19 protein-coding genes are annotated in these 24,530 nt (G+C 41.4%); 10 read left to right on the top strand and 9 right to left on the bottom strand.

Annotation, left to right across the window (positions count from 1 at the left end):
* Positions 1–114: 114 nt before the first annotated feature.
* Together RMZ41_RS04950 and RMZ41_RS04945 are read left to right on the top strand one after the other, a co-directional pair.
* Positions 115–822, top strand: a complete 708-nt coding sequence (locus RMZ41_RS04950) for a phosphatidate cytidylyltransferase (RefSeq protein ID WP_322640501.1) — start codon at positions 115–117, stop codon at positions 820–822.
* A 137-nt stretch (positions 823–959) separates the two neighbouring features.
* Positions 960–1,655, top strand: a complete 696-nt coding sequence (locus RMZ41_RS04945; protein ID WP_322640500.1) for a response regulator transcription factor — start codon at positions 960–962, stop codon at positions 1,653–1,655.
* 464 nt (positions 1,656–2,119) lie between these two features.
* On the opposite strand, the gene RMZ41_RS04940 is transcribed toward RMZ41_RS04945, so the two are convergent.
* Positions 2,120–2,404: an Npun_R1517 family heterocyst differentiation transcriptional regulator gene (locus RMZ41_RS04940; RefSeq protein ID WP_069070488.1), complete on the bottom strand. Its 285-nt coding sequence runs from the start codon at positions 2,402–2,404 to the stop codon at positions 2,120–2,122.
* 892 nt (positions 2,405–3,296) lie between these two features.
* Between RMZ41_RS04940 and RMZ41_RS04935 the strand changes: the two genes are divergently transcribed.
* The 4 genes from RMZ41_RS04935 (at position 3,297) to RMZ41_RS04920 (ending at position 9,405) form a co-directional block, all read left to right on the top strand.
* Positions 3,297–3,662, top strand: coding sequence for an NAD(P)H-quinone oxidoreductase subunit M (locus RMZ41_RS04935; protein ID WP_322640499.1), 366 nt, complete (start codon positions 3,297–3,299; stop codon positions 3,660–3,662).
* A 728-nt stretch (positions 3,663–4,390) separates the two neighbouring features.
* Positions 4,391–6,673, top strand: a complete 2,283-nt coding sequence (locus RMZ41_RS04930) for a protein phosphatase 2C domain-containing protein (protein ID WP_322640498.1) — start codon at positions 4,391–4,393, stop codon at positions 6,671–6,673.
* A 350-nt stretch (positions 6,674–7,023) separates the two neighbouring features.
* A complete protein-coding gene (locus RMZ41_RS04925) occupies positions 7,024–8,604 on the top strand; it encodes a CHAT domain-containing protein (RefSeq protein WP_322640497.1) in 1,581 nt (526 codons plus the stop codon).
* Between the two features lie 153 nt (positions 8,605–8,757).
* On the top strand, positions 8,758–9,405 hold the full coding sequence (locus tag RMZ41_RS04920; protein WP_322640496.1) for a hypothetical protein: 648 nt from the start codon (positions 8,758–8,760) through the stop codon (positions 9,403–9,405).
* A gap of 220 nt (positions 9,406–9,625) precedes the next feature.
* Here the strand turns inward: RMZ41_RS04920 and RMZ41_RS04915 are convergent, their stop codons facing one another.
* From RMZ41_RS04915 to RMZ41_RS04885, 7 genes are all read right to left on the bottom strand, one after another.
* Positions 9,626–11,008, bottom strand: coding sequence for a PrsW family glutamic-type intramembrane protease (locus tag RMZ41_RS04915; RefSeq protein WP_322640495.1), 1,383 nt, complete (start codon positions 11,006–11,008; stop codon positions 9,626–9,628).
* A gap of 427 nt (positions 11,009–11,435) precedes the next feature.
* A complete protein-coding gene (locus RMZ41_RS04910) occupies positions 11,436–12,038 on the bottom strand; it encodes a DJ-1/PfpI family protein (RefSeq protein ID WP_322640494.1) in 603 nt (200 codons plus the stop codon).
* A 311-nt stretch (positions 12,039–12,349) separates the two neighbouring features.
* Positions 12,350–12,799, bottom strand: a complete 450-nt coding sequence (locus tag RMZ41_RS04905; protein WP_322640493.1) for a nitrate reductase associated protein — start codon at positions 12,797–12,799, stop codon at positions 12,350–12,352.
* A 381-nt stretch (positions 12,800–13,180) separates the two neighbouring features.
* Complete coding sequence (locus RMZ41_RS04900; protein WP_322640492.1) at positions 13,181–13,633, bottom strand: phosphate-starvation-inducible PsiE family protein; 453 nt, start codon at positions 13,631–13,633, stop codon at positions 13,181–13,183.
* A 427-nt stretch (positions 13,634–14,060) separates the two neighbouring features.
* Positions 14,061–16,343: a nitrate reductase gene (locus tag RMZ41_RS04895; RefSeq protein WP_322640491.1), complete on the bottom strand. Its 2,283-nt coding sequence runs from the start codon at positions 16,341–16,343 to the stop codon at positions 14,061–14,063.
* 255 nt (positions 16,344–16,598) lie between these two features.
* Complete coding sequence (locus tag RMZ41_RS04890; protein ID WP_322640490.1) at positions 16,599–18,101, bottom strand: NarK family nitrate/nitrite MFS transporter; 1,503 nt, start codon at positions 18,099–18,101, stop codon at positions 16,599–16,601.
* Positions 18,102–18,268: 167 nt separating this feature from the next.
* The gene (locus RMZ41_RS04885; RefSeq protein ID WP_322640489.1) at positions 18,269–19,876 is read right to left on the bottom strand and encodes a ferredoxin--nitrite reductase; all 1,608 of its coding nucleotides are present in this window, start codon (positions 19,874–19,876) and stop codon (positions 18,269–18,271) included.
* Between the two features lie 471 nt (positions 19,877–20,347).
* On the opposite strand from RMZ41_RS04885, the gene RMZ41_RS04880 reads away from it, so the two are divergent.
* The 3 genes from RMZ41_RS04880 (at position 20,348) to RMZ41_RS04870 (ending at position 22,803) form a co-directional block, all read left to right on the top strand.
* Positions 20,348–20,761, top strand: coding sequence for a ubiquinol-cytochrome c reductase iron-sulfur subunit (locus RMZ41_RS04880; protein WP_322640488.1), 414 nt, complete (start codon positions 20,348–20,350; stop codon positions 20,759–20,761).
* A gap of 17 nt (positions 20,762–20,778) precedes the next feature.
* The gene (locus RMZ41_RS04875) at positions 20,779–22,077 is read left to right on the top strand and encodes a HEAT repeat domain-containing protein (protein WP_322640646.1); all 1,299 of its coding nucleotides are present in this window, start codon (positions 20,779–20,781) and stop codon (positions 22,075–22,077) included.
* A gap of 99 nt (positions 22,078–22,176) precedes the next feature.
* Positions 22,177–22,803, top strand: a complete 627-nt coding sequence (locus tag RMZ41_RS04870) for a hypothetical protein (protein WP_322640487.1) — start codon at positions 22,177–22,179, stop codon at positions 22,801–22,803.
* Between the two features lie 140 nt (positions 22,804–22,943).
* Here RMZ41_RS04870 and RMZ41_RS04865 read toward each other — a convergent pair whose 3' ends face one another.
* Complete coding sequence (locus RMZ41_RS04865; protein WP_322640486.1) at positions 22,944–23,114, bottom strand: hypothetical protein; 171 nt, start codon at positions 23,112–23,114, stop codon at positions 22,944–22,946.
* 90 nt (positions 23,115–23,204) lie between these two features.
* Between RMZ41_RS04865 and RMZ41_RS04860 the strand changes: the two genes are divergently transcribed.
* The gene (locus RMZ41_RS04860; RefSeq protein ID WP_322640485.1) at positions 23,205–24,305 is read left to right on the top strand and encodes a hypothetical protein; all 1,101 of its coding nucleotides are present in this window, start codon (positions 23,205–23,207) and stop codon (positions 24,303–24,305) included.
* Positions 24,306–24,530: the final 225 nt, after the last annotated feature.

Genomic DNA, 24,530 nt, shown 5'->3' with positions numbered 1-24,530 from the left:
GCAGGGGGCAGGGGAGAAATCAATTCAAAATTCAAAATTCAAAATTCAAAATTAAAGAATTCCTGCCTCCTCTTTCCCAATTCCCAATTCCCAATTCCCAATGACAAATGACAAATGACAAATGATTTTATCGGGCTAGCAATTTCTTATAGTTACGCGACTGGTCTGCTCGTTATTGGCGAGGGACTACGTATGCTGTTTAATGTAAAGCCAGATTTGACCCGTAAGGTGATTCATATTGGAGCAGGGATGTGGGTTTTCGGTGTCTTGCTACTCTTTAAACGGTGGGAAATTGGAATTATACCCTTTGCTACCTTTATCGGACTTAACTACCTGTTTTACCGCTACCGAATTATTGGCGCAATGGATAGCGAAGATAGCTCACCCGGTACAGTTTATTTCGCTATCTCAGTAACGCTGCTTTTCGGACTACTGTGGCGACCAGACGGGCCAGTAGATAGTGCCCCAATCGCTGTAGCTGGAATAATGGCGATGACCTGGGGTGATGCCTTAGCAGCCTTAATCGGTAGACGCTTCGGGCAGCATAAGTATCAAGTAGGAAACTCTGTGCGTTCCTGGGAAGGTTCGGCAGCAATGTTTGTGGCGAGTGCAGTGGCAATTTTCTTAGTGCTGTTGCTGCTACCAGGTTCTTCACTAACTCCCCTGGCAAGACCTTTGACTTTAGAATGGGCTTTGTTGACTACGGTAATAACTGCGACTTTCGCCACCCTAGCAGAAGCAGTCTCACCCCACGGTACAGATAACATCAGCGTACCTCTAGTAGCTGCGGGGGTAGTTTGGGTTCTCATACAAGGATTTTAACAAGAAGGAGTGAGTTCTAAATTCTGCCCCCAGTCCCCAGTCCCCAGTCCCCTTCACAAGGCATTACAACAATCCCCTTGTTAAATCACTGTCAACTTTCGCTAAATTGGAAAAAGGAAAACTCAAGGGAATTTTAAATGTCAGCACAATTGTTACTGGTGGATGATGAACCAGGAATACGGGAAGCCGTGAAAGACTATTTGCAAGAGAGCGGTTTCAGCGTTCAAGTCGCCAGTAACGCCCTTGAAGGTTGGGAATGGATGCAGATGAATACACCTGATTTAGTGATTTCTGATGTCATGATGCCCCAGGTCGATGGCTACCAGTTCCTTAAGCAACTGCGAGAAGACCCTCGCTTTCAGGCACTGCCGGTAGTATTTTTAACTGCTAAGGGTATGACAGGCGATCGCATCCAAGGATATCATGCTGGTGTTGATGCCTATCTCCCGAAACCCTTCGATCCAGATGAGTTAGTGGCCATAGTCGAAAATTTGCTAGCCCGCCGAATTGCTAAGTCTGTAAGTACAGGAGATGATTTTGAAACCCCCGATCTTGCCGAACTAGCCAATCAGATTGCCCAAATCAAGGCATTGTTAACTCAAAGAAATGCCATTTCCCAATCGCCAGCCCCTTTTAAAATTGATTTGACTCCCAGAGAACAAAGTGTTTTAAATTTGGTTGCTGAAGGTTTGATGAATAAAGAAATTGCCCGTCGTTTGGAAACCAGCGTCCGCAATGTAGAAAAGTACGTTAGCCGTTTGTTTAGCAAAACTGGAACCAATAGCCGTACAGAGTTAGTTCGTTTTGCTCTAGAACATGGTCTGGCTAAATAAGTATTGGGAATTGGGAATTGGGCATTGGGCATTGGGAATTGGGAATTGTACTAAGCGGTAGCGTAACATCTCATAGAGAAGCTGAAGTAAGGGAAAGTATTGGGCATTGAGTATTAAATATTAAAAAACTCTTTTCCATTCCCCATTTCCCATTTCCCATTCCCCATTCCCCATCTGTAAAGACACAGTATTTGTTCTTCCTGCAATGTTTTGATAAAAACTCGGTAAAATGCACCTGGCTGAGTTTTCTCTCAGATTCTACCAGTACCCTTTGCTACAAAGTTTTTAATAGAGGAAACTGTTCCTGGGACTTTGTGCTGCTAAATAAGACTTTCACACACAAAGTAGAAATCACAATACCTGATGAATTCTACTCGCTGATTAGTTTTTATTGCAACGGAGCTATAGGATCAACATTTGATTTAATGCCCAATTAATGTTTTCTCAATACTTAAATTACACCTTTAAGTTTGGGGATTTTCAGCAGCATTACGTAAGCGCATAAGCTGACGACGCATTTGAGGAGAAGCTTTAAACTCAGACACCTCCTGGGCTTTAACGGACGCTTGTAGCGTCTCTAGAAAGTCATCAGAACCTTCAGTTAAAGCATCAAGTAGCACCTGTAAGAGTTGCTCGCGATCGCTTAATAGACTCTTTTCCTCAATCAACCGGAATTTGAGATGGATTTCGCACTCATAAACACCTACTTCGAGATTATTTATCTGGCGTGGTAATGCTTTGGAGTTCATAACTATTGAGATTCCTTTACTTGGTTGTCATGAGGGTAAGGAGGTAGATGCCCAGCAAAAATTCGTTATATCTCTTTTGAATCCAAAGTGCTTGAATTAAGAATTTTTCTTCATCAATCACTTTTGTATTCCATTTCCCTCTCCTGTGTTTTGTTTATAAGCTAAATTTTCACTGTCTAGATTTTGATGTTCTGATACCAGATGTAGCTTATGGTAAGCCATAACTATTATTCAGTTTTTAAGATTCTACACAATAAAGTTTCTGTAAGAAGTTGTGCAACCTTTTTAAAGGTTTTTACATCAACTTTATGTGAACGTCAATAAAAGTTTGACTTGCTACTCTAATTTTAGTGTTTATACGTAAGTAAAATCGCTTATTTTTTCTGAACTTATTACAGCCAGAGGTCGATGTAGCACTATTCAGTGAAATTACGTGATGTACGTTTTTTGCAATAGAAAATTCCGAATAAATTGAGGAGCAAAATTATTAAGGTAAAAACTTTTGTTCTCCATAAAAAAATGTACACGGATAACATTATTTGTGGTGAGTGCCTGACGTTACTGGCTTTTAGGCTTCGTAAGTACAAAAATCATAGCAGTAGGTAAGATTCACACACCGCTTTGATTTGTTTGTATGCGCCAAATAAAAATACTTTCCCCAGTAATTTTTACAGAAAAATAATTGGACTACTGTCAGTACAAGCTGCTAATTGTGTCTTCAACTCCTAACAGAAGTAGTAAGTTAATCAGTATAGGTGATATTTTTACTTATGCCCATTCAATATACCCTTTTGAAACTGCCTTCAAAGCTTGTAAATTGAGAGCATTCATAGGTTGAATATAGCGTTTACAATAATTTCAGTGTAATTCACCCAAATCTTACACCTTTTTTATGGATAACCCGATGCTGCTCAAGTCCACAACCCGGCATGTTCGCATTTTTGCAGGCGAAATTGACCGAGATGGCGACCTAGTTCCAAGTCAACAGGTCTTAACCTTAGATATTGACCCAGATAACGAATTTAACTGGAATGAAGATGCGCTGCAAAAAGTTTATCGAAAATTTGATGAACTAGTCGAAGCATCTAGTGGCGAAGACCTCACGGACTATAACTTGCGCCGTCTGGGGTCAGACTTAGAACATTATCTGCGATCGCTCCTCCAACTCGGCGAAATCAGCTACAATCTTTCTGCCCGCGTCACCAACTACAGCATGGGAGTCCCTCAAGTTGCAATTGACGACAAGCAGACTGCCTAAAACCTTCTGAAAATCCAGGCGATCTGGAAAATCCTGCGAAAAACCTAACTCTCTTTCCTTATGGGGAAGGGGGAAATTTTAAAATATCTCTCTTAGTAGGAGAGATATTTTAAAGAGAAGTTTTCTTCGTTGGTTAGGTACTTTTGCCAAAAGTATATTTGCTATTCTTAATTCTTAATTAAAGTTAATTGTTGCTATCTTACTTATAAACTAAATAAATGCCAACACGATCTGCCTGTTAATGATGCGATAATTCAGCAAAAGCTTGGGGCGCAGTTATGCTTGGGTTATGCTTTGGTAACAGGGTTGGAGCTAGTTGCTTTGGCGATGGATAGTCACAGAGCAATAGAAGCTATGATGAGGCTGTAGGGTTGACTGGGGAGCAGAATTTTTGGTTGAAGAAGAATTCAGAAGTCAGAATTCAGGAGTCAGAATCAATCAATCGGGGATTCAGACCCGCTACTGATTGAAGACCACCAAATTTAAAATTTGGTGGGGGTCTTAAACCCAGTTATTCATCCGCCACTCGGAAAGAATTCATTGCTGAATTCTGACTCCTGACTCCTGAATTCTGTTTGATAAGTTTAAGTATTAGCACCTGCTGATATCCGCCAGCTAAAATCATCATCTAAAGTCTGGATATGTCAAGTTTAAGAAATATGAGCGGTCTAGATTGTCCCCACTAATGCTGTTAAAGAAATTGCCAATCGCTGATCGGTGCGAAAACTATGGAAAATGACGCGGCAACGCTCTACTGTCCAAACGAAAATTGTCAGGCTCCCAACCCCCTGACTCACAAGTTTTGCCAGCGATGTTCCACGCCCTTACCCAAAAATTACCTCTGGGCTGTGGTAGATGGCCCAAGTGTGGGTAGCCCTGGAGAAATATTAGCCGATCGCTATTTAGTCCTTGATAAATTTGTTCTTTTAGATACAAAGCCTGGTTTTTTAGCGCTAACGCCTGAGTTAGAGAACTTACAGCCTCTAAGAGCTTATCTAAGACTCATTCCCTACCGCTTACATGTACCACAGGTATATGGAGTAATTTTTATAGCTGACGGGCCTTCCCATGAAAAAGAAATATTACTCTTAGAAAAACCACCACTCTTAAAACCGCCACTATTCGTAGATGACACAATCCAACAAGTGTATTTGGGCAGCGAGTTAACTACCGCTTGGCGTGATGCAACATCAATGCGCCAACTCAATTGGTTATGGCAAATAGCTCATCTGTGGCAACCTCTTGCAAGTGAAGGTGTCGCTTCTAGCTTGCTTGACTCTTATGTATTACGGGTAGAAGGATCGTTAGTCCGTTTGTTGGATTTGCGTTTCGAGGGCGAAATCTCACCAGAATTGCCACAATTAGGTGAATTTTGGCAGCAGTTAGTACATGAAGCCAAACCAGCCATAACTGAATTTGTGAATCACGTTAGCCTTTCTTTGATTCAGGGAGAAATTAATTCAACCGATCAATTAATTGGAGTTTTAGATGGGGGACTGGCACAGTTAGGGCGATCGCAAACTCCTACGATCAAAATTATCACCAAAACTGATACCGGGCCAAGTCGGCAACGCAACGAAGACGCTTGTAGCCCTCCCAGTGGAACGATGGTGAGCAAACCACCCCAGCCAACAGCTTTAGCAATTGTCTGTGATGGCATCGGTGGTCACGAAGGTGGCAATGTTGCCTCAAATTTAGCCATTGAAACCATCCAGCAGCAAGTACAGCAACTAACAAAAGTTCCCTACGACCACATAGAACCTTCACTACTGCTTAATGACCTCGATAAGGCAGTGGCAATGGCCAATGACAAAATCAGTCAGCGCAATGATAGTGAAAACCGCCAAGGGCGGCAGCGCATGGGCACGACTTTAGTCATGGCATTGCCTGTTGCCCACGAAATGTACATTACCCACGTAGGTGATAGTCGTGCTTACTGGATTACCCGCAACGGCTGTTATCAAGTTACCCTTGATGATGATGTCGCTTCCCGTGAGGTGCGGCTAGGCTATGCCATTTACCGCGATGCTGTACAACAAAGTTCTGCTGGTTCTCTCGTTCAAGCTTTAGGTATGGGGCCTAGCACTTCATTACACCCCACATCAACACGGTTTATGCTTGACGAAGATGCGATTTTTCTGCTCACATCCGATGGTTTGAGCGATTTTGATCGGGTAGAGGAATACTGGGAGACAGAAATTTTACCGATTTTACTTGGGGAAGCAAATATTGCCAATGTTGCAGATAGATTAATCGAAATCGCTAATACTAAAAATGGACACGATAATGTCACCATCGCTTTAGTCCATTATCAAGTCCAATACTGGGAACCAGAAATTACCATCAAAGCTTTCATCCCAGAGAGTTATTCTGCCAAAACTGTTGATTTTGCATCCAAGGGGACAGATGCAACAGTTTTAGGTGGGCCAAACCACAAAACTCAGGTGATTCCAGATACTGAGCCTGCTAAACGTGTCCAATTACCGCTACAGTGGATTGTTCCTTTAATATTTGTGGTACTAGCAGGCTCTTTAGGATTATTTATAAAGGAATTGCGATCGCCATCAGGCTTAATTCCATTTTTTCCCAATCCTACACCAACTCCCAACTCTACCGTCGAAGCAACACCAGGAACGCGATCGCTTAATAATCTTTCTCCTGGTTGGGTAATTAAAACCAAAAATCAAGTATCCTTGGGAAACAACCAATCGCTTCCCCCTGGAGCTTTTTTACAAGTTATCGAAACCAAACCAAATCCCAAACCTGCTTCTGGGGACTTTGAAGTACATTTTTTGCAGCGTTGCTTGAATCCATCAGCCACTACATCAGTAAATCCCCAGAACCCTCTAGATCCTAATACTAATAAGCCTTTGCAGGAAGCAAATAAAAAAATATGGATTAAATTCTCTCAAATTCAAAACTCTGAGGTGTTGGAAGCAAACCAGTCGCCCTCATGTAATACTTTGCCGCAACCGCCAGCTAATCAATCAACCCCTAGTAATCCAACTTAGTCAAATACTCGATAAACTGGTAAAGACCTGAAATAATAACAAGTAACAACCAAAGTAAAAAAGTTGCAAGGTAAAAAAAGTTTGAAGAAGAATTCAGAAGTCAGAATTCAGGAGTCAGAATCAAGACTTTCGCAGACTCGCTCTAAGCGTACTCCTGCAAAGAAGCAAGCTAGGCGTAGCGTCTCTAAGAGTTGCTATGCCGCAGGCTTTACGCTATGCTATCCGCTTTTTCGGTCAGAATTTATTCTGAATTCTGACTCCTGACTCCTGAATTCTGTTTCGATACAATTTCTACCTTTAAAAATTTTTATTTGGAATTATTTGTTTTTAGCTTTTAGTTTTATGAATCCATGCCATCCCTGAATTTGGCGATCGCCCGTCTCCTAAATACTGGCACTGACAACTTCGCCATTTGGGTGGTCAAGGCTCCCTATCCCAGTGGCTACGTTTTGCGTGACTGTGTATGGCCTGTTGAACTCAATCAAGTTTGGCATGAATGGCAGCAGATGTTTGCTGGCCACAGTCGCTTAGATATTTCCCCAAACTCAACATCTCAAAAGTCGAACCCATTCCCCATAGATTTAATTTCACCCCCTTCAGGTCAGACTACTGGCCCCTACAGCAGTCGTCTGATGCAATACTTAGGAATGAATTTATGGCGCTGGGTATTTGACGGGCAAATTCTCGGTAGTCTAGAACGCAGTCGTGGGATTGCGATGGGTCAGCATACACGTTTGCGCTTTCGATTAGAAATTCGTGACCCGGATCTGATCGCTCTCCCTTGGGAAATTATGCAGCGTGAGCCTGGTCAATCGGCGATGTCTCTGTCTCAAGATTTGCTATTTAGTCGTACTAGCAGCGAAGTTGACCCTTTACCGTATTTGCGAACCGATCAGGCTTTAAGTATCCTGCTGGTTCTAGGTCATGATGAAAAACTGCAACTAGAACAAGAAGCTGCAATTCTACAGCGAAGTCTTGTAGATACACCTGTGGGTAGTAATTCCCAAAGATATGCACCTTGTATAGTAAATCAACTCATACAACCAACTCCGCAGGAATTGATTCAAGAATTAGAAACCAAAGCATACAACGTTTTCTTTTATGCTGGACATGGTTTGCCAGGAGCAGACGGAGGGTTACTATTTTTGCAACCAGACATGCCTCTGAATGGCATAGAATTAGCGCAAGTCTTGACCCGTACAGGTGTAAAATTAGCACTTTTCAATGCCTGTTGGGGCGCGCAACCAGCTGCTATCAATCATCAAGCTATACCTGCCAGCAGTTTAGCAGAAGTACTGATTCGTCATGGTGTGCCTGCGGTTTTGGGGATGCGCGATGAAATCGCCGATCGTGAAAGCCACAGTTTTATTCAAGCCTTTACCGAAGCTTTGCGATCGCACAAACCTATTGATGAAGCTGTAGCAATGGCTAGGCAGGAGTTATTAACACTGTATAAATTTAATCAACCTGCTTGGACTTTACCTGTTCTCTACCTGCATCCAGATTTTAATGGTGAACTCATTAAAAATCTAGATGAAGGTATTACTGAACTACCAGATACTGCCATTCCTGATATAGGTTCTCCGTTTCCCACTGCTTCGTTGCGATCGCTCACTCCAAAAGGTAAAACCTGGTTATTGCGTAATGGAGTCACCCGCATCGGTCGCACGAAAGATAATGATATTGTCATAGCCGAACCATCTGTATCTAAACGCCACGCTGAAATCTTCTGCCGTAATACTCTGACTGATGCTACATTGGTGCGAACTTATTATTTGCAAGATTTTTCTACCTACGGGACAACCTGGTTTTTAGGGCCTAATGGTTGGCAACAAATCCTCCGAGAGGAAGTCCCCTTGAAATCAGGAATGCAGTTAAAGTTTGGAAGTGCTAGAGGTGAAACCTGGGAGTTTACTCTTGAAGACTCTTAGGGGAGCTATTGCATAAATAGATTTTGATTTTGATGTTCAGTGTCAATTTAGAAAATCTATTTTTACTTGAGAAAAAATTAACTATTTTTGCGGAAATCTCTTCCAGGAAATTGTAGTTGTCAATACTAGCAAATAATTGTGAGGCAATAAAAAATGGCTAATAAAATTAACGGCTCAGACACTTCCTCTTCTTTACCATCTCAAGTAGATTTAGAGTTATTAGAAGCACTATTAGAACCAGATGATTCTACCTATCCCTGGAATCCAGCTGATGAAGAGTCAGAAGCTTATTTTCAAGAACTCGAACAACAGTTCGGAATGCAAGATTTACTTGAGGAAGAACTGACGACGCGATCGCAAGATTTTTATGACAATCTAGACACACTTTGGTCTAATATCTCCCTTTCGTCAAGCTCTAATCATAATCCGCAACACACACTAGTGCTGAATCTGCAAGAAACGCTACGTAATACTTTTGCTGCCTGTGTCCCCCAAACATTACTCAACACCATTGCCACCAAAGCTGCTGAGATTTTTGCTGCCCAGCAATCAATGGGTGAACAATTAGTTGAGTGCGTTCAGACAGTACTACCAACTTGGGGAACTGAGGATCTTTTAGTCTTAGCTCGCCCTTATGCTTACGCTATGCGGAGTAGCGAATCAAAAAATCCGACATCTGCAATCAGTAATCTTAACAATAGCGAGTGGACAGCTTTATCAGAAGTCGAGAAAGCAAAGGTTAGTTTAGCGATCGCTTCTTATGCATTTACTCAACTCAACCACTCTCAGTCAGAATTATAAGTAGGGAAGACCTGATAGATGGTTGATAGATGAGTAACAGGTGATACCAAATAAAAAAGAAAAACTATCTTTTTTATTTGTTTTAGTTATAGTCACCCCAGAATAAATTCAAGGTACGCTTTTTTTTCAAATTATACCATCTATCCCAAGAGATAAATATTCAAAAGTTATTAGGCATTGGTCAATAATCAATAATTCTTTTTTGCCGATCCCTCTTCTTTTATTTTGGGCCCAGAAATCGGGTAGCAAAATTTTGCGATCGCGTTGGTGATAGCGCCCGTGCCTTGAGAATTGCTGCCATCAAAAAGGCGTAAGATAACACCCCAACAACTACTAACAGCAAGGCATTAATAGATCCTGTAGCATTCCACAAAGCATGGAGTGCAGAGGCACTCAGATAACCAATAGAAAGAATTTGCCAACTTCTACTAGGCTTGAGAACAGCCAACCCGATAAAATAGCCCAGGTAGCCACTATAAGCCATGTGTCCAGCTACAGATCCTAAAATTCGCGGAATTAGCAGTTGTAAACCCGCTAATTGACCAGCAGCGCCTATACCTACCTGTTGCGTGACATTTTGAGTGATATCTGGCACATACTGTCCAAGAGTTTCCAACAGAGTGAAGCCTACAGCAGAAGCCGTTCCCAGAAGAATACCATCTAGAGGTTCCCAGACACCGATCTTTTCCCGCCAAGGTGAAGACAACATTCTGCCGATGGCAAAGGCTCCTAATACAGGTAATGCCTTGAGTAACTCCTCCATTAACCCAGCACCAAAAAACATTCGTACCAGTAACTCTGTGAAAGTGGTAGATTCCTGGGGTGAGGGTAAGTTTCCAGGAAGGATGCCACGAAACACGAAAATAAATACATCCAATAGGGGACTGAGTAAAATCAACGTTGTACCCAATGCTGAAGCCATTAGCACCCACCAAGGCTTCTCTTTACCGCAAAGTTGGTAAACAAAATAGTAGGCAGCAAAAGCGATGTACGTTGCAACAATAACTTGATTAGCTTGGGGCTGACCGACTGTAGCAAACATCAACACTACAAAAATTACAGTCAGTATTCCCGGTACGAGGTAAGCTTTGCGAGTTAAATCTTTACCAGTGGAAATAATGGGGAAAAGCTGGGTAAAGCTAACAGAATCTGGCTGCTTTAATTGCGTGTGGCTGTGGTAATTTGTCGCCGAAGGTAATGGTGTAATTTGGTTAACTGTTGTGGCCGGGGTTTGGTAAGTAAACTCGTACTCAAAAACGTATTGTGGGCCATCAGCGCCTAGAGAAATGCGATCGCCTGGGTGCAATTCCTGACATTCATATAAGCGTTGTCCATTCAAATAAGTGCCATTCGCACTATTTAAATCACAAAGCACCCAGCTGAATTTGCTATCTGGGGATAAAGAGAGGGGACGAACCACCGCATGACGACGAGATACCATTCGGTACATCATGGCATCCAAGACAATTTGGCAGCTAGGGTCGCGTCCAATTACCATCTCTTTACTGGGGGGCAGCGAATAGCGAGATTCAGATCCAGAAGCCGTCCCATTACCAGACACTAGCCGCAGAAATGCATTATGTCTTGCGTTTTTGCCTGTCATCGAGTTAGTGTGCGTTTCTAAACTAATTCTTCTTCATATAAGTTGGCAGCAGGATTAACCTTAGCCACATTAACAGCAGCATTGCTAAATCCACTATAGCTTCACTTCCTGCTAAGAAATTTAAAATTATAGATGGGAAATTTTAAATTGTTTCACCTAATGTTAATAAGTATTCCATGTACTGAGAGTTTGTCCTAAATGGGCTTGTCAAGCGGATGAATCAGACTGTATGGTTTGTCTGCTTTTGACATCCTAGCTGCAAATTTAACCCACGGCAATTTATTAAAAAACAGTAATTTTTACTGCATTTAGTTTCATTCAGAAAATATATAATTTCTGCTGGTCTGTTATCAGTTGTTTTTGCCACAGTCTATTTAAAGTAGGAGTAGAGAAAAAACTACTATAGAAAGATTTGCGGTGTCTTGCTTCAAACAGCTGTAGCCAGTTCTGGGTGTTCAATCTTAGTTCCAAGTACTATAAGGAATTCTGCCAGCCAACGAGGGTGAGCAGGCCAAGCTGGGGCTGTCACCAAATTACCATCAACTATTGCCTCATCAACAGCGATATCGATATAAAACCCTCCAGCACTTTTGACATCTGGGCTACAAGCAGGGTATCCAGTACATCTCTTCCCTTGGAGTACATCAGCAGTTGCTAATAATTGTAAGCCGTGGCAGATGGCAGCAATAGGTTTATTCGTGTGGGCGAAGTGACGGGTGATTTCTAGCACCTGCTGATTCAGGCGGATATATTCTGGTGCCCGTCCTCCGGGAATCACTAAGGCATCATAGGTTGCAGTTTCTACTTCTGCGAAGGTAGCATTTAAGGTAAAATTGTGACCGGGTTTTTCGCTGTAAGTTTGATCTCCTTCAAAGTCGTGAACTGCTGTCCGCACCTTGTCGCCAGCTTTTTTATCTGGGCAAACTGCATGTACAGTGTGTCCCACCATTTGCAACGCCTGGAAAGGAACCATTACTTCATAGTCTTCTACATAGTCCCCAACAAGCATCAAAAGTTTCTTGGCAGCCATATTTTTACCTCCATCTATTAATTAATAGTCAATAGTCTAGAGTCAATATTTATCAGTTGTTTATAAAATAAATATTAATTTAGAGTTTGGTGCATTAGGCATGAGCATCTGCACAAATTTTTGACACATCACAGCACTAACTCTGCGGTAATGTATCATTTTTAGGCTGTAACTTAATAAAATGTAATGCATTCTACACATTTATAGAACTTAGGCAAAACTGTAGGCTGTAGAGGCAATTCATGAATTGGTCTAAGAAGAAAATTAGGGTTTCGGCTAAAGTTGTGCGTAAGTTTTGATTTGTTATGTAATTAAAGCAGATTAAATTCGGCGATCGCTCTGTTAAAGTTTTTGCTCTCATGTCCTGGGCGGCTGAGTTTAATTAAGGCAAAGCGCTGTAGGGGCGTTAAAGCTGCCCAATGTTGCTGTGTCAGGGTTACACCTATTTCTTGAGCTTTTTCCTGGATGCTAGGTGGTACAGTGCTATCTAGCCATGCAGGATGTGGCTCTATGGGTAATTTCGTCGCTGGTATACCCGTGCGTTGTACAATTAATTGTTGGATGTGTTCGCGGTAAGACTGAATTTCCGTTTCTGTAGTGCAAGGTAATTCGACTAAAGCTTGACGCTCATCTGTAGTCATTTGATTCCAATCAGACAATTTTAGCTTGATGCCACAAGTATCTAAATTGCAACGCACCTTCATGGGGATACAACGCAAGGAATCAACAAAATCTGCTTCAAATTGAAAAAAATCTGTCATAGTAAAGTATTCAAAATTCGATTGTTTAAAATTAACGTAACGATTCTTTAAATATTGATAATTTTCTAACTTACTAAGTTACACAACTTAGTAAGTTAAAAACAATAGCTAAGTGGGTAGTAGGTAGGCGTAATTAAATATAAGAGCAAACCTCACCCTCAATCCCTCTCCAAAGTATCGGAGAGGGAAGCCGGAGGCAGGGTGAGGTTTTATATTTAATTCGACCCACTTACTTAAGTAGCGATCGCAGATTAATAATTTGTCCAGAATACAGTTTTGGCTGCTCTTAATTATCAAGTATACTCTATTATTAGTGGGTAGATTCAGACTAAACGATATATTTCTAAGCATTCTACAGGAAAACATCTGAATCATACTCTATCATTTTCTGTCATTACTTAGACGAATTATCAAATAACTAATTGAGAGAGCAAGAATAGCAATTCCTAAACCTATTATATCAATACCGGGGACTTTTTCTAAGTCAAGAATAATAATTTTTCTGGCAACAGCAATTAAAGAAGTCACAATAACTAATTCAACCTGAAAAACGTGTCTTCGCAAATAAGCTGTGATATTTTCTAAGATTTCTAAAGCAATTAAAATATTCAAAAACATGCCAAAAATCTTATATAAGGTTGTGTTAAACTTAGCGTAAGGGACTGTAAATAACTCTTTAAAAATAAAAACTGCTAAGTCCCCGATCGCTACCAAAATTACAACTACCATAAAAATAGAAAGAACTTTAGAAACTAGCACTTCTACGTTTTCGATGATGTGCATAAAGCTCTCATCTTTAGTAGCTCCTATAATTCGCCTCATTAACTTTTTCATTTTCTGCACCCTATTTCTAAATAAAATAAAATCCCATAGATCATAAATCTAGAGGATTAAGGTAATTCGTAATGACGCTCGCGGACTCGCTACCGCTACGCTAACGTAATTGAGTTTTGTAAATCCTAAGTTTGACAAAAAACTTACTAATTAAGAAAGCTTATTTATTAAACACCCAAAGTTGTTAAAAAACATGACTTGCTGATAATTGGTAAGTTTTCTAGCTGTTTTTTATTTTTTATCCATAAATAAAATCAATGCTAGTAAAATCTATTGTTACTAAATATTTTGCCTCTTTGAATATGGTAATTCGTAACAGTCAAAATTAGAGAGTCATAAAAAATGATAATAACTATTGACTATTCAATATTGACTAAATTACCTATTAATGATTGTTAATTACCTTTTTAGAGGGACAATTTGCAGCTTACCATTGTGAGGACTGGAGTTGATAATCTTTGGCTGTAACTTCTATAGAAATTGGGATCAACTGCACTGCACAGGCTTTTAATTCTGGTTGCAACGAATCGGGGCAAGATTCTGGATGGGTGAGGGCGTTAGCTTCGGCATTATCTGCCCACAGTGAACCCCAGTGCATAGGGACAAAAACTGTACCAGGCGCGATCGCTTTTGTCACTTTAGCAGGAAACTGAGCTTTACCCCGACGCGATCGCACTTCCACACATTGATTATCTAAAATACCTAACTTCGCAGCATCACGGGGATGAATTTCGAGAAACGGTTCGGGATGCATTTTGCGAATTTTGTCAATGCGACCGGTGCGTGTCTGAGTGTGCCAATGTCCGTAAAGTCGGCCATTAGTTAGCACAAAAGGATAATCGGGGTCTGGTGGTTCTGCCAATCCCTTTGAGTAATATGCCCCAAATCGAGCGCGTCCATCAGGGGTGTGGAAGCGTAAATCGGTGTAGAGGCGTTTTCCCCTTCTGAGTGTATGGTAATCACGCTTTTTCTCGGCTTCTCTGTCAAAAAAAGTTTCTTCTTCTGGCTGAGAACTTAAAACTCCTGTTTCAGTATCGATAAATAGTGACTCTACTTTCTTGGCTGGATAAGGCCATTGAGTCGGGCCTTCTGTCAATTGTTGATGACTGATACCCGTCATATCGCAGGGGCGATTTTGAGTTAATTGGACGAATTCAGCATAAACTTCAGCAGAGTTAGCAAAGGCAAATTCTTTCTCAAAACCTAATCTCCGTCCAACTTCAGCGAAAATTTCCCAATCGGCTTTAGCTTCTCTTGGCGGTTGGCGGAATGCTTGACACAGAGTTACCATCCGTTCGGAGTTTGTCATCACACCGGTTTTTTCACCCCACTGGGCTGCTGGTAAGAGAACATGAGCGTAGGCGGAGGTTTCTGTGGGATAATATGCGTCTTGGTAAATAGTGAAAGGCGATCGCAACAATGCCTTTTTTGTTCGTTCCAAATCTGGCATACTTACAGCTGGATTAGTCGCCGCAATCCACAGTAATCCGACAGCATCATTTTCCAAGCCAGTAATCATGTCCCAAGCAGTCAAACCGGGATTAGGTGAAATCTGTCCTGGCTTGAGTCCCCAAAACTCCTCAACTTCTGCACGATGCTGGGGATTTTTCACCAGCCGATAACCAGGTAATAAATGCGCTAAACCTCCGGCTTCCCTTCCCCCCATTGCGTTCGGCTGACCAGTGAGGGAAAAAGGGCCTGCCCCAGGTTTACCAATTTGTCCAGTCATCAGGTGCAGATTAATGATAGTTCTTACCTTGGCTGTCCCTTCTGACGATTGATTTACACCCATCGACCACAAAGAAAGTACGCGCTTAGATTGACCCCAATAACGGGCTGCTGTTTCTAAATCTTCAATGCTAATTCCACATTGACGAGCCACGACTTCCGGGGGATAATGGCGAATCACTTCAGCATAAGCGGGAAAGTTGCTGGTGCAGTCGTCCATGAACATGGTATCGATGTAGTTCCAGCGCATCAATAAGTGGGCGATGCCGTTCAACAAATCGATATCTGTGCCGGGACGAATGGCTAAATGCAAGTCGGCGGCTTCTGCGGTTGGCGTGGTACGGGGGTCTACCACAATCATTTTCACCTTGCGGTTCTTTTTGTGGTATTTCTCCAGTCGGTTAAAAACGATGGGGTGACATTCGGCTGTATTAGTGCCAATTAAAAATGCACAGTCAGTTAACTCTAGGTCTTCGTAACAACAGGGCGGGCCATCTGCGCCAAAGCTTTGAATGTAGCCAGCCACGGCACTAGACATACATAAACGCGAGTTGGCATCAAAATTATTAGTACCCAGACAGCCTTTCATCAGCTTTTGGACTATGTAGTAGTCCTCAGTTTGAAACTGACCGGAACCATACATACATAAGGCTTCTGGCCCTTGGGTAAAGCGGACTGTTTGAATACGTTGCGTAATGAGATTAAAAGCTTCATCCCAACTAACGCGGCGAAACTCTTGATCTAAAGAGTCTCGCACCATTGGGTAATGTAATCTATTTTTATCTAAAGATTCTGCGATCGTTGCGCCTTTGACACAAACCATTCCCTGACTCGATGGATGGGCTTTGTCACCCCGCACCCGCCAAGTGGGATTTCCTTGAGTATCTCGATTAGTTGCTTTGCCTAGTTGGGCTGGGGGTGAAACTTCTAGTCCACAGCCAACACCACAGTAAGGGCAGAGGGTTTTGGTAAATTCACTCATGGCAGTTGTACCATTTTGGTATTTTGATTGTGCAACCTCAGATGTAGCGGCAGTTTGAGAAATTTATCTGTTACACAAAAACTCTTTGAAACTCTTATTTCTTGGCGCTCTTTGCGTCTTGGCGGTTCGTTTTTCATAATTATCGAACCGCCAAGAACGCCAAGAGCGCAGAGAGAAGAAAAACTGCTATGGAAGGATGAAGTGTAGAGTTCGCTAATTTAAATTCTGATTATTACTACTTCATCCTTTAGTTGATTATTCTTCAGTTACGAAAATAGAGTTTTGATTTGCAGTTTCTGGTGATTCACCTTCGTAGGCTGGAGCGAAGGAACCTTTTGGTTCTTTGAGGAAGAAGGCACACATAAAAGCACAGATTAGTGCAGCTATACCCATTGTGCTAAATAGCGTTGGAGCGTCGGTTAAGCTAAAAATTGTTAGGTAAACTACGCCGCCAAAATTACCGTAAGCTCCCACATTGCCAGCAATTTGTCCGGTGGCTTCTTTCTTAATCATGGGTACGATGCTGTAGGTTGCACCGCAGCCGGCTTGGGCAAAGTAAGCGGCAAACATTGTAACTGCGATCGCTACCGGAATCGGCCAGTTACCATTAATAAAATGTGCCATTAAATAACTAACACCGATACCAACGCTGATAATGGTCATTGTCCATTTTCGGGAACCAAATTTATCAGAAATTAAGCCACCACTGGGACGAGAAACCAAATTTAAAAAAGGATAGGTGGCGGCAATCATCCCAGCGATAACATGCTCTAAACCAAAGGTTTTTTCAAAAAACGCCGGGAGCATAGAAACGGCTGCCAGTTCGCTACCAAAGCTCGTTATGTAAGTGAATTCGAGTAAAGCTACTTGTCCAAATTGAAAGCGTTCAGATGCAGGGTAAGTTTTCTTGCCAATGAGAAGTTCTCGGTTTACTTCCCAAGCTCTATAACTTTGGTAAGCAAACAATCCTGCTAATAGCAACCAAGTCAAATACATTTGGCTCAGGGTTAGGAAGTGAATGTTCTTTTGTTCCAAGCGCCAAGCTAATAAACCCAAAGCGAAAATTAAACCAAAATTCGAGACAATCAGCGCCCAAAAGCTTTTGATGCTGGTCACTTCCAGAGAACCATTTTTCTTAGGTTTCTTGTAGACTTTGCCTGTGGGTGTATCTTGGACAGTATTGTAATAAATTACGCCATAAATAGCAGTTATGATACCTGTGAGTGCGATCGCAAATCGCCAGTTAGAAGCGCCACCAGCGAAAAAGCTTGTAGAAACTGCAAGTATCGGCAAGGCAAACTCCGCACCGAAAGCCCCAAAGTTACCCCAACCGCCATAAATGCCCTGGGCAATTCCCATCTCCTTCGGCTGGAACCATTCTGCCACCATGCGGATACCTACAACAAACCCAGATCCAACAATCCCCATCAGCAAACGACTGATAACTAATTGATTAAAGTCTTGGGCTAGGGCTGTTGCTAAACAAGGGACAACCGCAAACATCAGCAAGATTGAGTAGGTGATTCTGGGGCCAAAACGATCCAGAAGCATCCCAATGATTAATCGGGCAGGGATTGTCAGGGCAAGGTTACAGATGCCCAAAGTTTTGATTTGCTCAGGTGCTAAATGTAGTTCTTTGCCAATGGTTGTAGCGAAGGGGGCAAAGTTAAACCAACAAACAAAGGTGAGAAAGAAAGCAAACCAAGTTTGATGTAAAATCCGGTAGCGATCGCTAAATGAAAATAAGTTTTTAAGCATTCCAATCTTTCTAATTGAATAAACTACGGTGAAGAGGTACGAGAAGATGAGCCTTAAAGGTCGAAGCTTAAGTCTTTAAGTTTGAAGGTTAAGTCTTTAAGGTCGAACCTTAAGCCTTAAAGTTTGAAGTATGAGTTTTACCCAATGTTGAATACCCCCGATAAGTACTAGCAGTTACTAACTAGTAAGGCTTCTTGTTTGAGTTTTGCCCCAAAGTTTTCGATTAGTAAATTTTGCAGTAGTGGTTGCAAGTCTTCGCAGGGTACGCCTTTGATAACGCAAGTTCCTAAATGAGCGTCTTTGCCAACTTTACCGCCCATATATATATCAACGCCTTCCAAGGTTTTGCCATTTTTGCGAGTTTTGGTTCCCATCAAACCGATGTCTGCAACTTGGGGCTGGCCGCAAGAGTTGGGGCAACCTGTCCAGTGAATTCGGACTGGATTGATGAAGATTAAGTCTTCTTCTAAAGCTTTAATCATTGCCAGGGCGCGGTTTTTGGTTTCGATGAGGGCAAAGTTGCAAAATTGTGCGCCTGTGCAAGATACTAGCGATCGCGCCAGTAAACCTGGATTAACCGAAAATCTTTCTAGCAACGGTTCTGTTAAAAATGTTGCTAACCGCGAATCAGAAATGTTGGGGATAACAATATTTTGCTCAACTGTGAAACGAATCTCACCACTGCCGTAAACTTCAGCTAAACGAGCAATTTCAAACATATCTTCGGCATACAAGCGCCCGACGGGAATATTTAAACCTACGTAATTTAATCCCGCTTGCTTCTGTTTATATACTCCAACATGGTCGCGTTTTTCCCAGTCGATCTCATCTTTTGCGGCTGCGGGTAATAATGATTTACCCAAACGGCTTTCTACTTCTGCTCGAAACTTTTCTAAACCCCATTCATCAATTAGCCACATCAAGCGGGATTTTTGCCGATTAGCACGCGGCCCGTGGTCACGAAATACTTCTAAAACCGCTCTACATACACTTACCACATCTTCTGGAAGTACCCAAGCATTTAGAGGAATCGCGGCTTCACAACGTTTAGCTGAGAAAAAGCCACCTACGAGGATGTTGAAGCCGAATATTGGGGGCTGGGAAAAGTCTTGCCCAGTACCCAGTACCCAGTCCCCATTCCCTTCCTTAAATGCTGGAACAAAAGCTAAATCGTTGATTTCGGCGTGAACTGAATTGTCTCTTCCACCTGCGATCGCAATATTAAATTTCCGTGGTAAGTTGCTAAACTCTGGGTTTCCTTCACCTTTGTTGGTGAGCATATCTTGAATTTGCTGTATCAACTCTCGTGTGTCGTACAACTCATCTGCATCCAACCCCGCCACTGGATCGCCTGTGATATTGCGGATGTTATCCATCCCTGACTGGATACTGGTTAAACCAACTGCGTGAAATCTATTAAAGATATCTGGTAAATCTTCAATTCTGATCCCCCGTAATTGAATATTCTGTCTGGTGGTAATATCGGCGCACCCATCATCACCGTAACGCTGCACCACTTGGGCTAAAACACTCATCTGACTGCTGGTGAGAATACCATTAGGCATCCGTAACCGCATCATAAACTTGCCTGGGGTAACTGGGCGAAAAAACACGCCTACCCACTTGAGCCGATGATCGCGATCTGTTTCGTCCATTGCTTCCCAGCCCAAGGCGGCAAGTTTCTCTATCTCATCCTTGATGGCGAGTCCATCTTTTTGCGCCTTGAATTTCTCGAATTTATTGAGGCTGGTAGTCGTAGTTGTTGTGTCTGTCATGAGTCTGACTCTCGTGAGATTTTTGCTGCTAATTGCCCAATATCAATCAACCCGTAGTTCCATTAGTGGTGTATCTACGAGGTTTCGGGAATAAAAACTTAATATTCGATTACGGCTGATTATTGTTACTCAAAAGCATTCCAACATGAAACTTAAAACCCGTGGTTAGTTAAGGGAAACTTGTAGTCATATACATCCTGGAAATCTGTCAAGCAGGTTTAGATAATGTTCATGTAACAATTTCGATACTCATAACTTAAGACGAAATTTCTGTTAAAATCGTATAAATTGTTACGATTTTTTGGTAATATTGCTGAAAATGGATGTGTAATATGCATTTTTTGCATCAAGGTTGGCTAATTAGCCACTTAAAGCGCTTGACGAAGAGTGTTTAAAACGATCCAAGCGGTTTTGGATTGCCATAGATTAATCCAAAATCCAAAATCTAAAATCCAAAATTGAGTGGCACTTATGAAACGTCGTGATTTTATTAATTGGGTAGGTTTAGGTTTGATAGCGAGTTCTCTACCTGTAGCGATCGCAGCTTGTTCTTCTCAAACAACTTCCGCGACTGGCGATTGGCAAACAGTAGGGACTTCGGCAGATTTAGATAAAACTGGTCAATTGCTGGCTAAAAACTCACCTGCTGGGCCTGTGTTGGTAGTGGGCACATCTAAAAGTGCCAGTCTGACAGCTGTCAACCCTACCTGTACTCACGCAGGTTGCACCGTAGCATGGAAAGCCGAAGCCAAAAAATTCGCTTGTCCCTGTCATGGTTCAGAATATGGTGTTGATGGTAAAGTGCTAAAAGGCCCAGCGACAGAAGCGCTTAAAACTTACACGGCCAAAATTGAGAGTAATTCAGTTCAAGTCAAGCCAACTTAAACAATATAATTCAGGGTATCGTGAGTAATATCAACCAGCTTTTGGTGCAAGCCCAGACAGCATACAATGCAGCTGATTGGTCATCATTGATTCAATATTTACAACAATTAATTTTAGGGGCAGACTCGAAACATCCAGAGATAGTTAAAAATCGAGAATATCTGCTGACATTAGCACTTTCAATTTTAGAGGTGGGAGATTTTCAGCAACGTTGGGAAATCACCAAGGTGTTAACTCACTTGGGAAATGTTGCTATTCCACCACTCATTGACATCTTAAAAGATGAAGATGCAGAAGAAGAATTACGCTGGTACGCAGCGCGAACTTTGGGCGAATTTCAGCAGCCAGAAGCGATCGCACCCTTGGTTGAATTGTTGAAAAGCGATGAAGATGAAGAACTTAAAGCGATCGCAGCTACAGCACTAGGACAAATGGGTACTGTTGCGATCGCTGCCCTCTCTGAACTTTTATTAAATGAAGATACACGACTTTTAGCAGTGCGATCGCTTTCCTGCATCCCTCAAACAGAAACCATCACACCACTGTTGAGTGTAGTGCAAGATCCACAAGCAACAATCCGTACTGCTGCAATTGAAGCCCTCAGCAGTTTTCATGACGAACGTGTACCGCCAATCTTGTTAAATGCTTTGGATGATATCGCTGCTACAGTTAGGCGTGCAGCAGTGCTTGGTTTAGGTTTTCGCCCCGACTTACGCGAAACCTTGGATTTGGTGACAAGGTTGCAACCCAAGCTTTACGACTTTAATCTTGATGTTTGTTGTGCAGCCGCAGTTTCCCTTTCTCGGATGGGTAGTGATAACGCTGTAAAACATTTATTTGATTTGCTGATTTCACCCCAAACACCGACAAAGTTGCAATTAGAAACTATCCGCGCTTTAAGTTGGATGGGGACATTATCTAGTTTGGAATATTTGCAAATAGTATTTAATCAAATTACTTCAGAGACACTTTGGCAAGAAATTGTCACAGTTTTGGGGCGAGTACAAAAGCCCCAAACTACACAAGCCGCAGAAATATTATTGCAAATATTGCCATCGCAGCATCCAGCCACAGAAATTGTTAGTGTCAAAAGTGCGATCGCCTTATCTTTAGGACAGTTAGGCGAAATCCAAGCTATTGAACCATTAATTTCGCTGCTAGCTGATTCTAATGCATCGGTGAGACTACACGCGATCGCTGCACTCAAAAATTTGGATGGGGAAGTTGCACATCAAAAATTGCAGCAGTTAGCCAATAATGCTGCACTCACACCAGATTTGCAACAAGGAATAGCGATCGCTTTAGCTGAGTGGTAATTTGTATGTATTTGTATCCAATTAGCAGTTAATTGGTTAATTCATTGTGGGTAAGCCACAATCAGAATAAGAAGTAATAATGCGGGATTGTAGTGAATTATGGCAAAACCTAAAATCCTTCAAGAAGATCGTGAATATACCTTCAGATCGTATTTTGAAATGACTTATGAGCCAGAAGAAATCTTAGCAGAGCTTGGTTATGCTTTGGTACGGTCAAGGTTATCGCTACCAACAACACAAAAGCCTCTAGACCGATTAGAAGAATTAAGAGACCGTATCGAACGGACGCTTCCACGGGTTAGTTTAACTAGTGAAACAGCACGTCGAGAAACTTTGGTCGCACCAATTTTATTGGAAGTTGCTACATACTATTGTGATTGTCAGTTAAGAATTGAGTACCCATTGGCGGTAACTAAATGGCTTAAAGGAAATCTTGATTATCTTCTTCGTGCAGACCAGAATCTTTTAGTTGTGGAAGCAAAAAATGATGATATCACCAGAGGATTTACACAACTAGCTGCTGAATTAATTGCTTTATCCCAAATTGAAGAACAGTCTTTTCAATATGGAGCAGTTACCATTGGTGATGTCTGGCGATTTGGCAAGCTTGATGTTAAAGCACAACAAATTATAGAAGATATAAAAATTTATTCATTACCTGATGATTTAGAAGCTTTAATGAAGATATTAGTGGGAATTGTTGAGCGAAGCTCTAACAGTTTGTAAACACTTTATGGCAAATTTAAGCACATAGATTTCAAAATAATTCGTAATTGGTAGTTACAATCAGTGGGGGCTTGTAACTTTTAATTACAAATTACGAATTATTTGGTCAAGCAACCACTTATTATCGGATATACCGCATTTTATTGGATTAATTCTAAAGAAATAAATAACTCACCGTTATTCATGTACTTGCTACGGAAAAGTTTTTTCACAATATCCGGCAATTCATCCATAGCTATATCATTTGGTTTAAATATTTTACCATTAATTCTGATATTTATATCTGCAATATTAGCAATATCTTGGAACAATTTGGCATTTTGCAGATAATAACCTTGGTCACATAAAGGGAAGGTATATCTGCTTCTGAGTTCCTTGAACGGATTGGACGTGATGCATCCGTGTTGGAAACCCCAATTAATTCCCGTCTTAAAGCATTCTTAGAAGCGCCTATTTCTATGTGGTGGTGCTGGTCTGAGGCTACAAGGCGTTATGCATTACAATTGGGGCTAGTGGAAAGCCATAGACAAGAAAGCGAAGAAGGACTCAAAGATTACATAGTCGATGAACGGCTGAAGCAGCAAAAAGAAATAGTTGGAGATTGTCTTTGGCGTGCCATGCTTACACTTGCCGTAATTAACTATGGCATTCCCGAACTTGGCATTAATAGCATGACACCTCTTCTGCGTTGGATGAGCTTCAAAATACTACAACACAAGGCAGAACAAGGAGAAAGTATTTCTGTACAAAAAACTGATGAGCCTACGTTCACTATTACAGAGAAGCAAATCGAAAACGACTTAGTTGAAATTCAAGCTGCACTAGATCTATTGCAACAATTTTCACCATCCTATTACGAAGTTCTGGATATGGTGATGAACGGCAGGATGAGTTACGCCCAAATCGCCAAATACAAACGCCTTAATACCCAAAAAAATATCACAGAAGCAGAAACACGACGAGAAGCAAAAGAAGCAGTCTATCAACTTCGGGCATACCTCCACAATCAAGTGACGGAGAATATCAAAAAACAGTATATAAAAAATTCCTCTGAATCTGACAAAAATTTGGAAGTAAAAAAGAAAGAATATTATCAATTATGTTCATTGTCTTTTTTAAAACAGAAAGATAGGAAAAACATTGAAGATAAATTTCTTCGTCCTGCATTGGAAAATCCAGAACTAGAATTTTGGATCAAAGAGATTGACCATTTAGCAGGACATCACTTAACTGGATTTAAGTCTATCCATATTGATTCTAACCATAAAGACCTTCATTATGTTTTGAGAGAAGAACTGGAAAAAAAACTAAAAGATGAGAAAACAGACGATAAAGATAGTATTCGTAGTTTACTAATTCAAATGGACAAAGAGTTGATGTTTTGTAAGTCGTTTAAGGATATACGCGAAATCGTGGGACAGTTTGTTGATAAAATATCAGAAGGAAGCTTGCAAATTGATACTATCCCCTTTCCTAAAAACTTCCTAGAGCGAAAAGAATAGAAATTCATCCTTAAAACTATAGCGATTCTTATTTGAATTCTGTAACCTTAGCTGATTGCGATCGTTCCATTGCTGTATTTAGGTTTGGAGAAATCTTAGTACAGCTTTGCATAAGTTCGTAGCGTTTTTAAACGCAGAGGCACGCGAAGTAAACGCAAAGGTACGCAGAGTTTTACGCAAGATAATTGGCTACGAATCAATGAAATGCTGTACTTAGTCGTTGTA

It is taken from the genome of Nostoc sp. DedVER02, assembly GCF_034530675.2.
Taxonomy (GTDB): domain Bacteria; phylum Cyanobacteriota; class Cyanobacteriia; order Cyanobacteriales; family Nostocaceae; genus Nostoc.
Note: the sequence above shows the minus strand (reverse complement) of the source record. Positions and strands in the feature narration are given on the sequence as shown.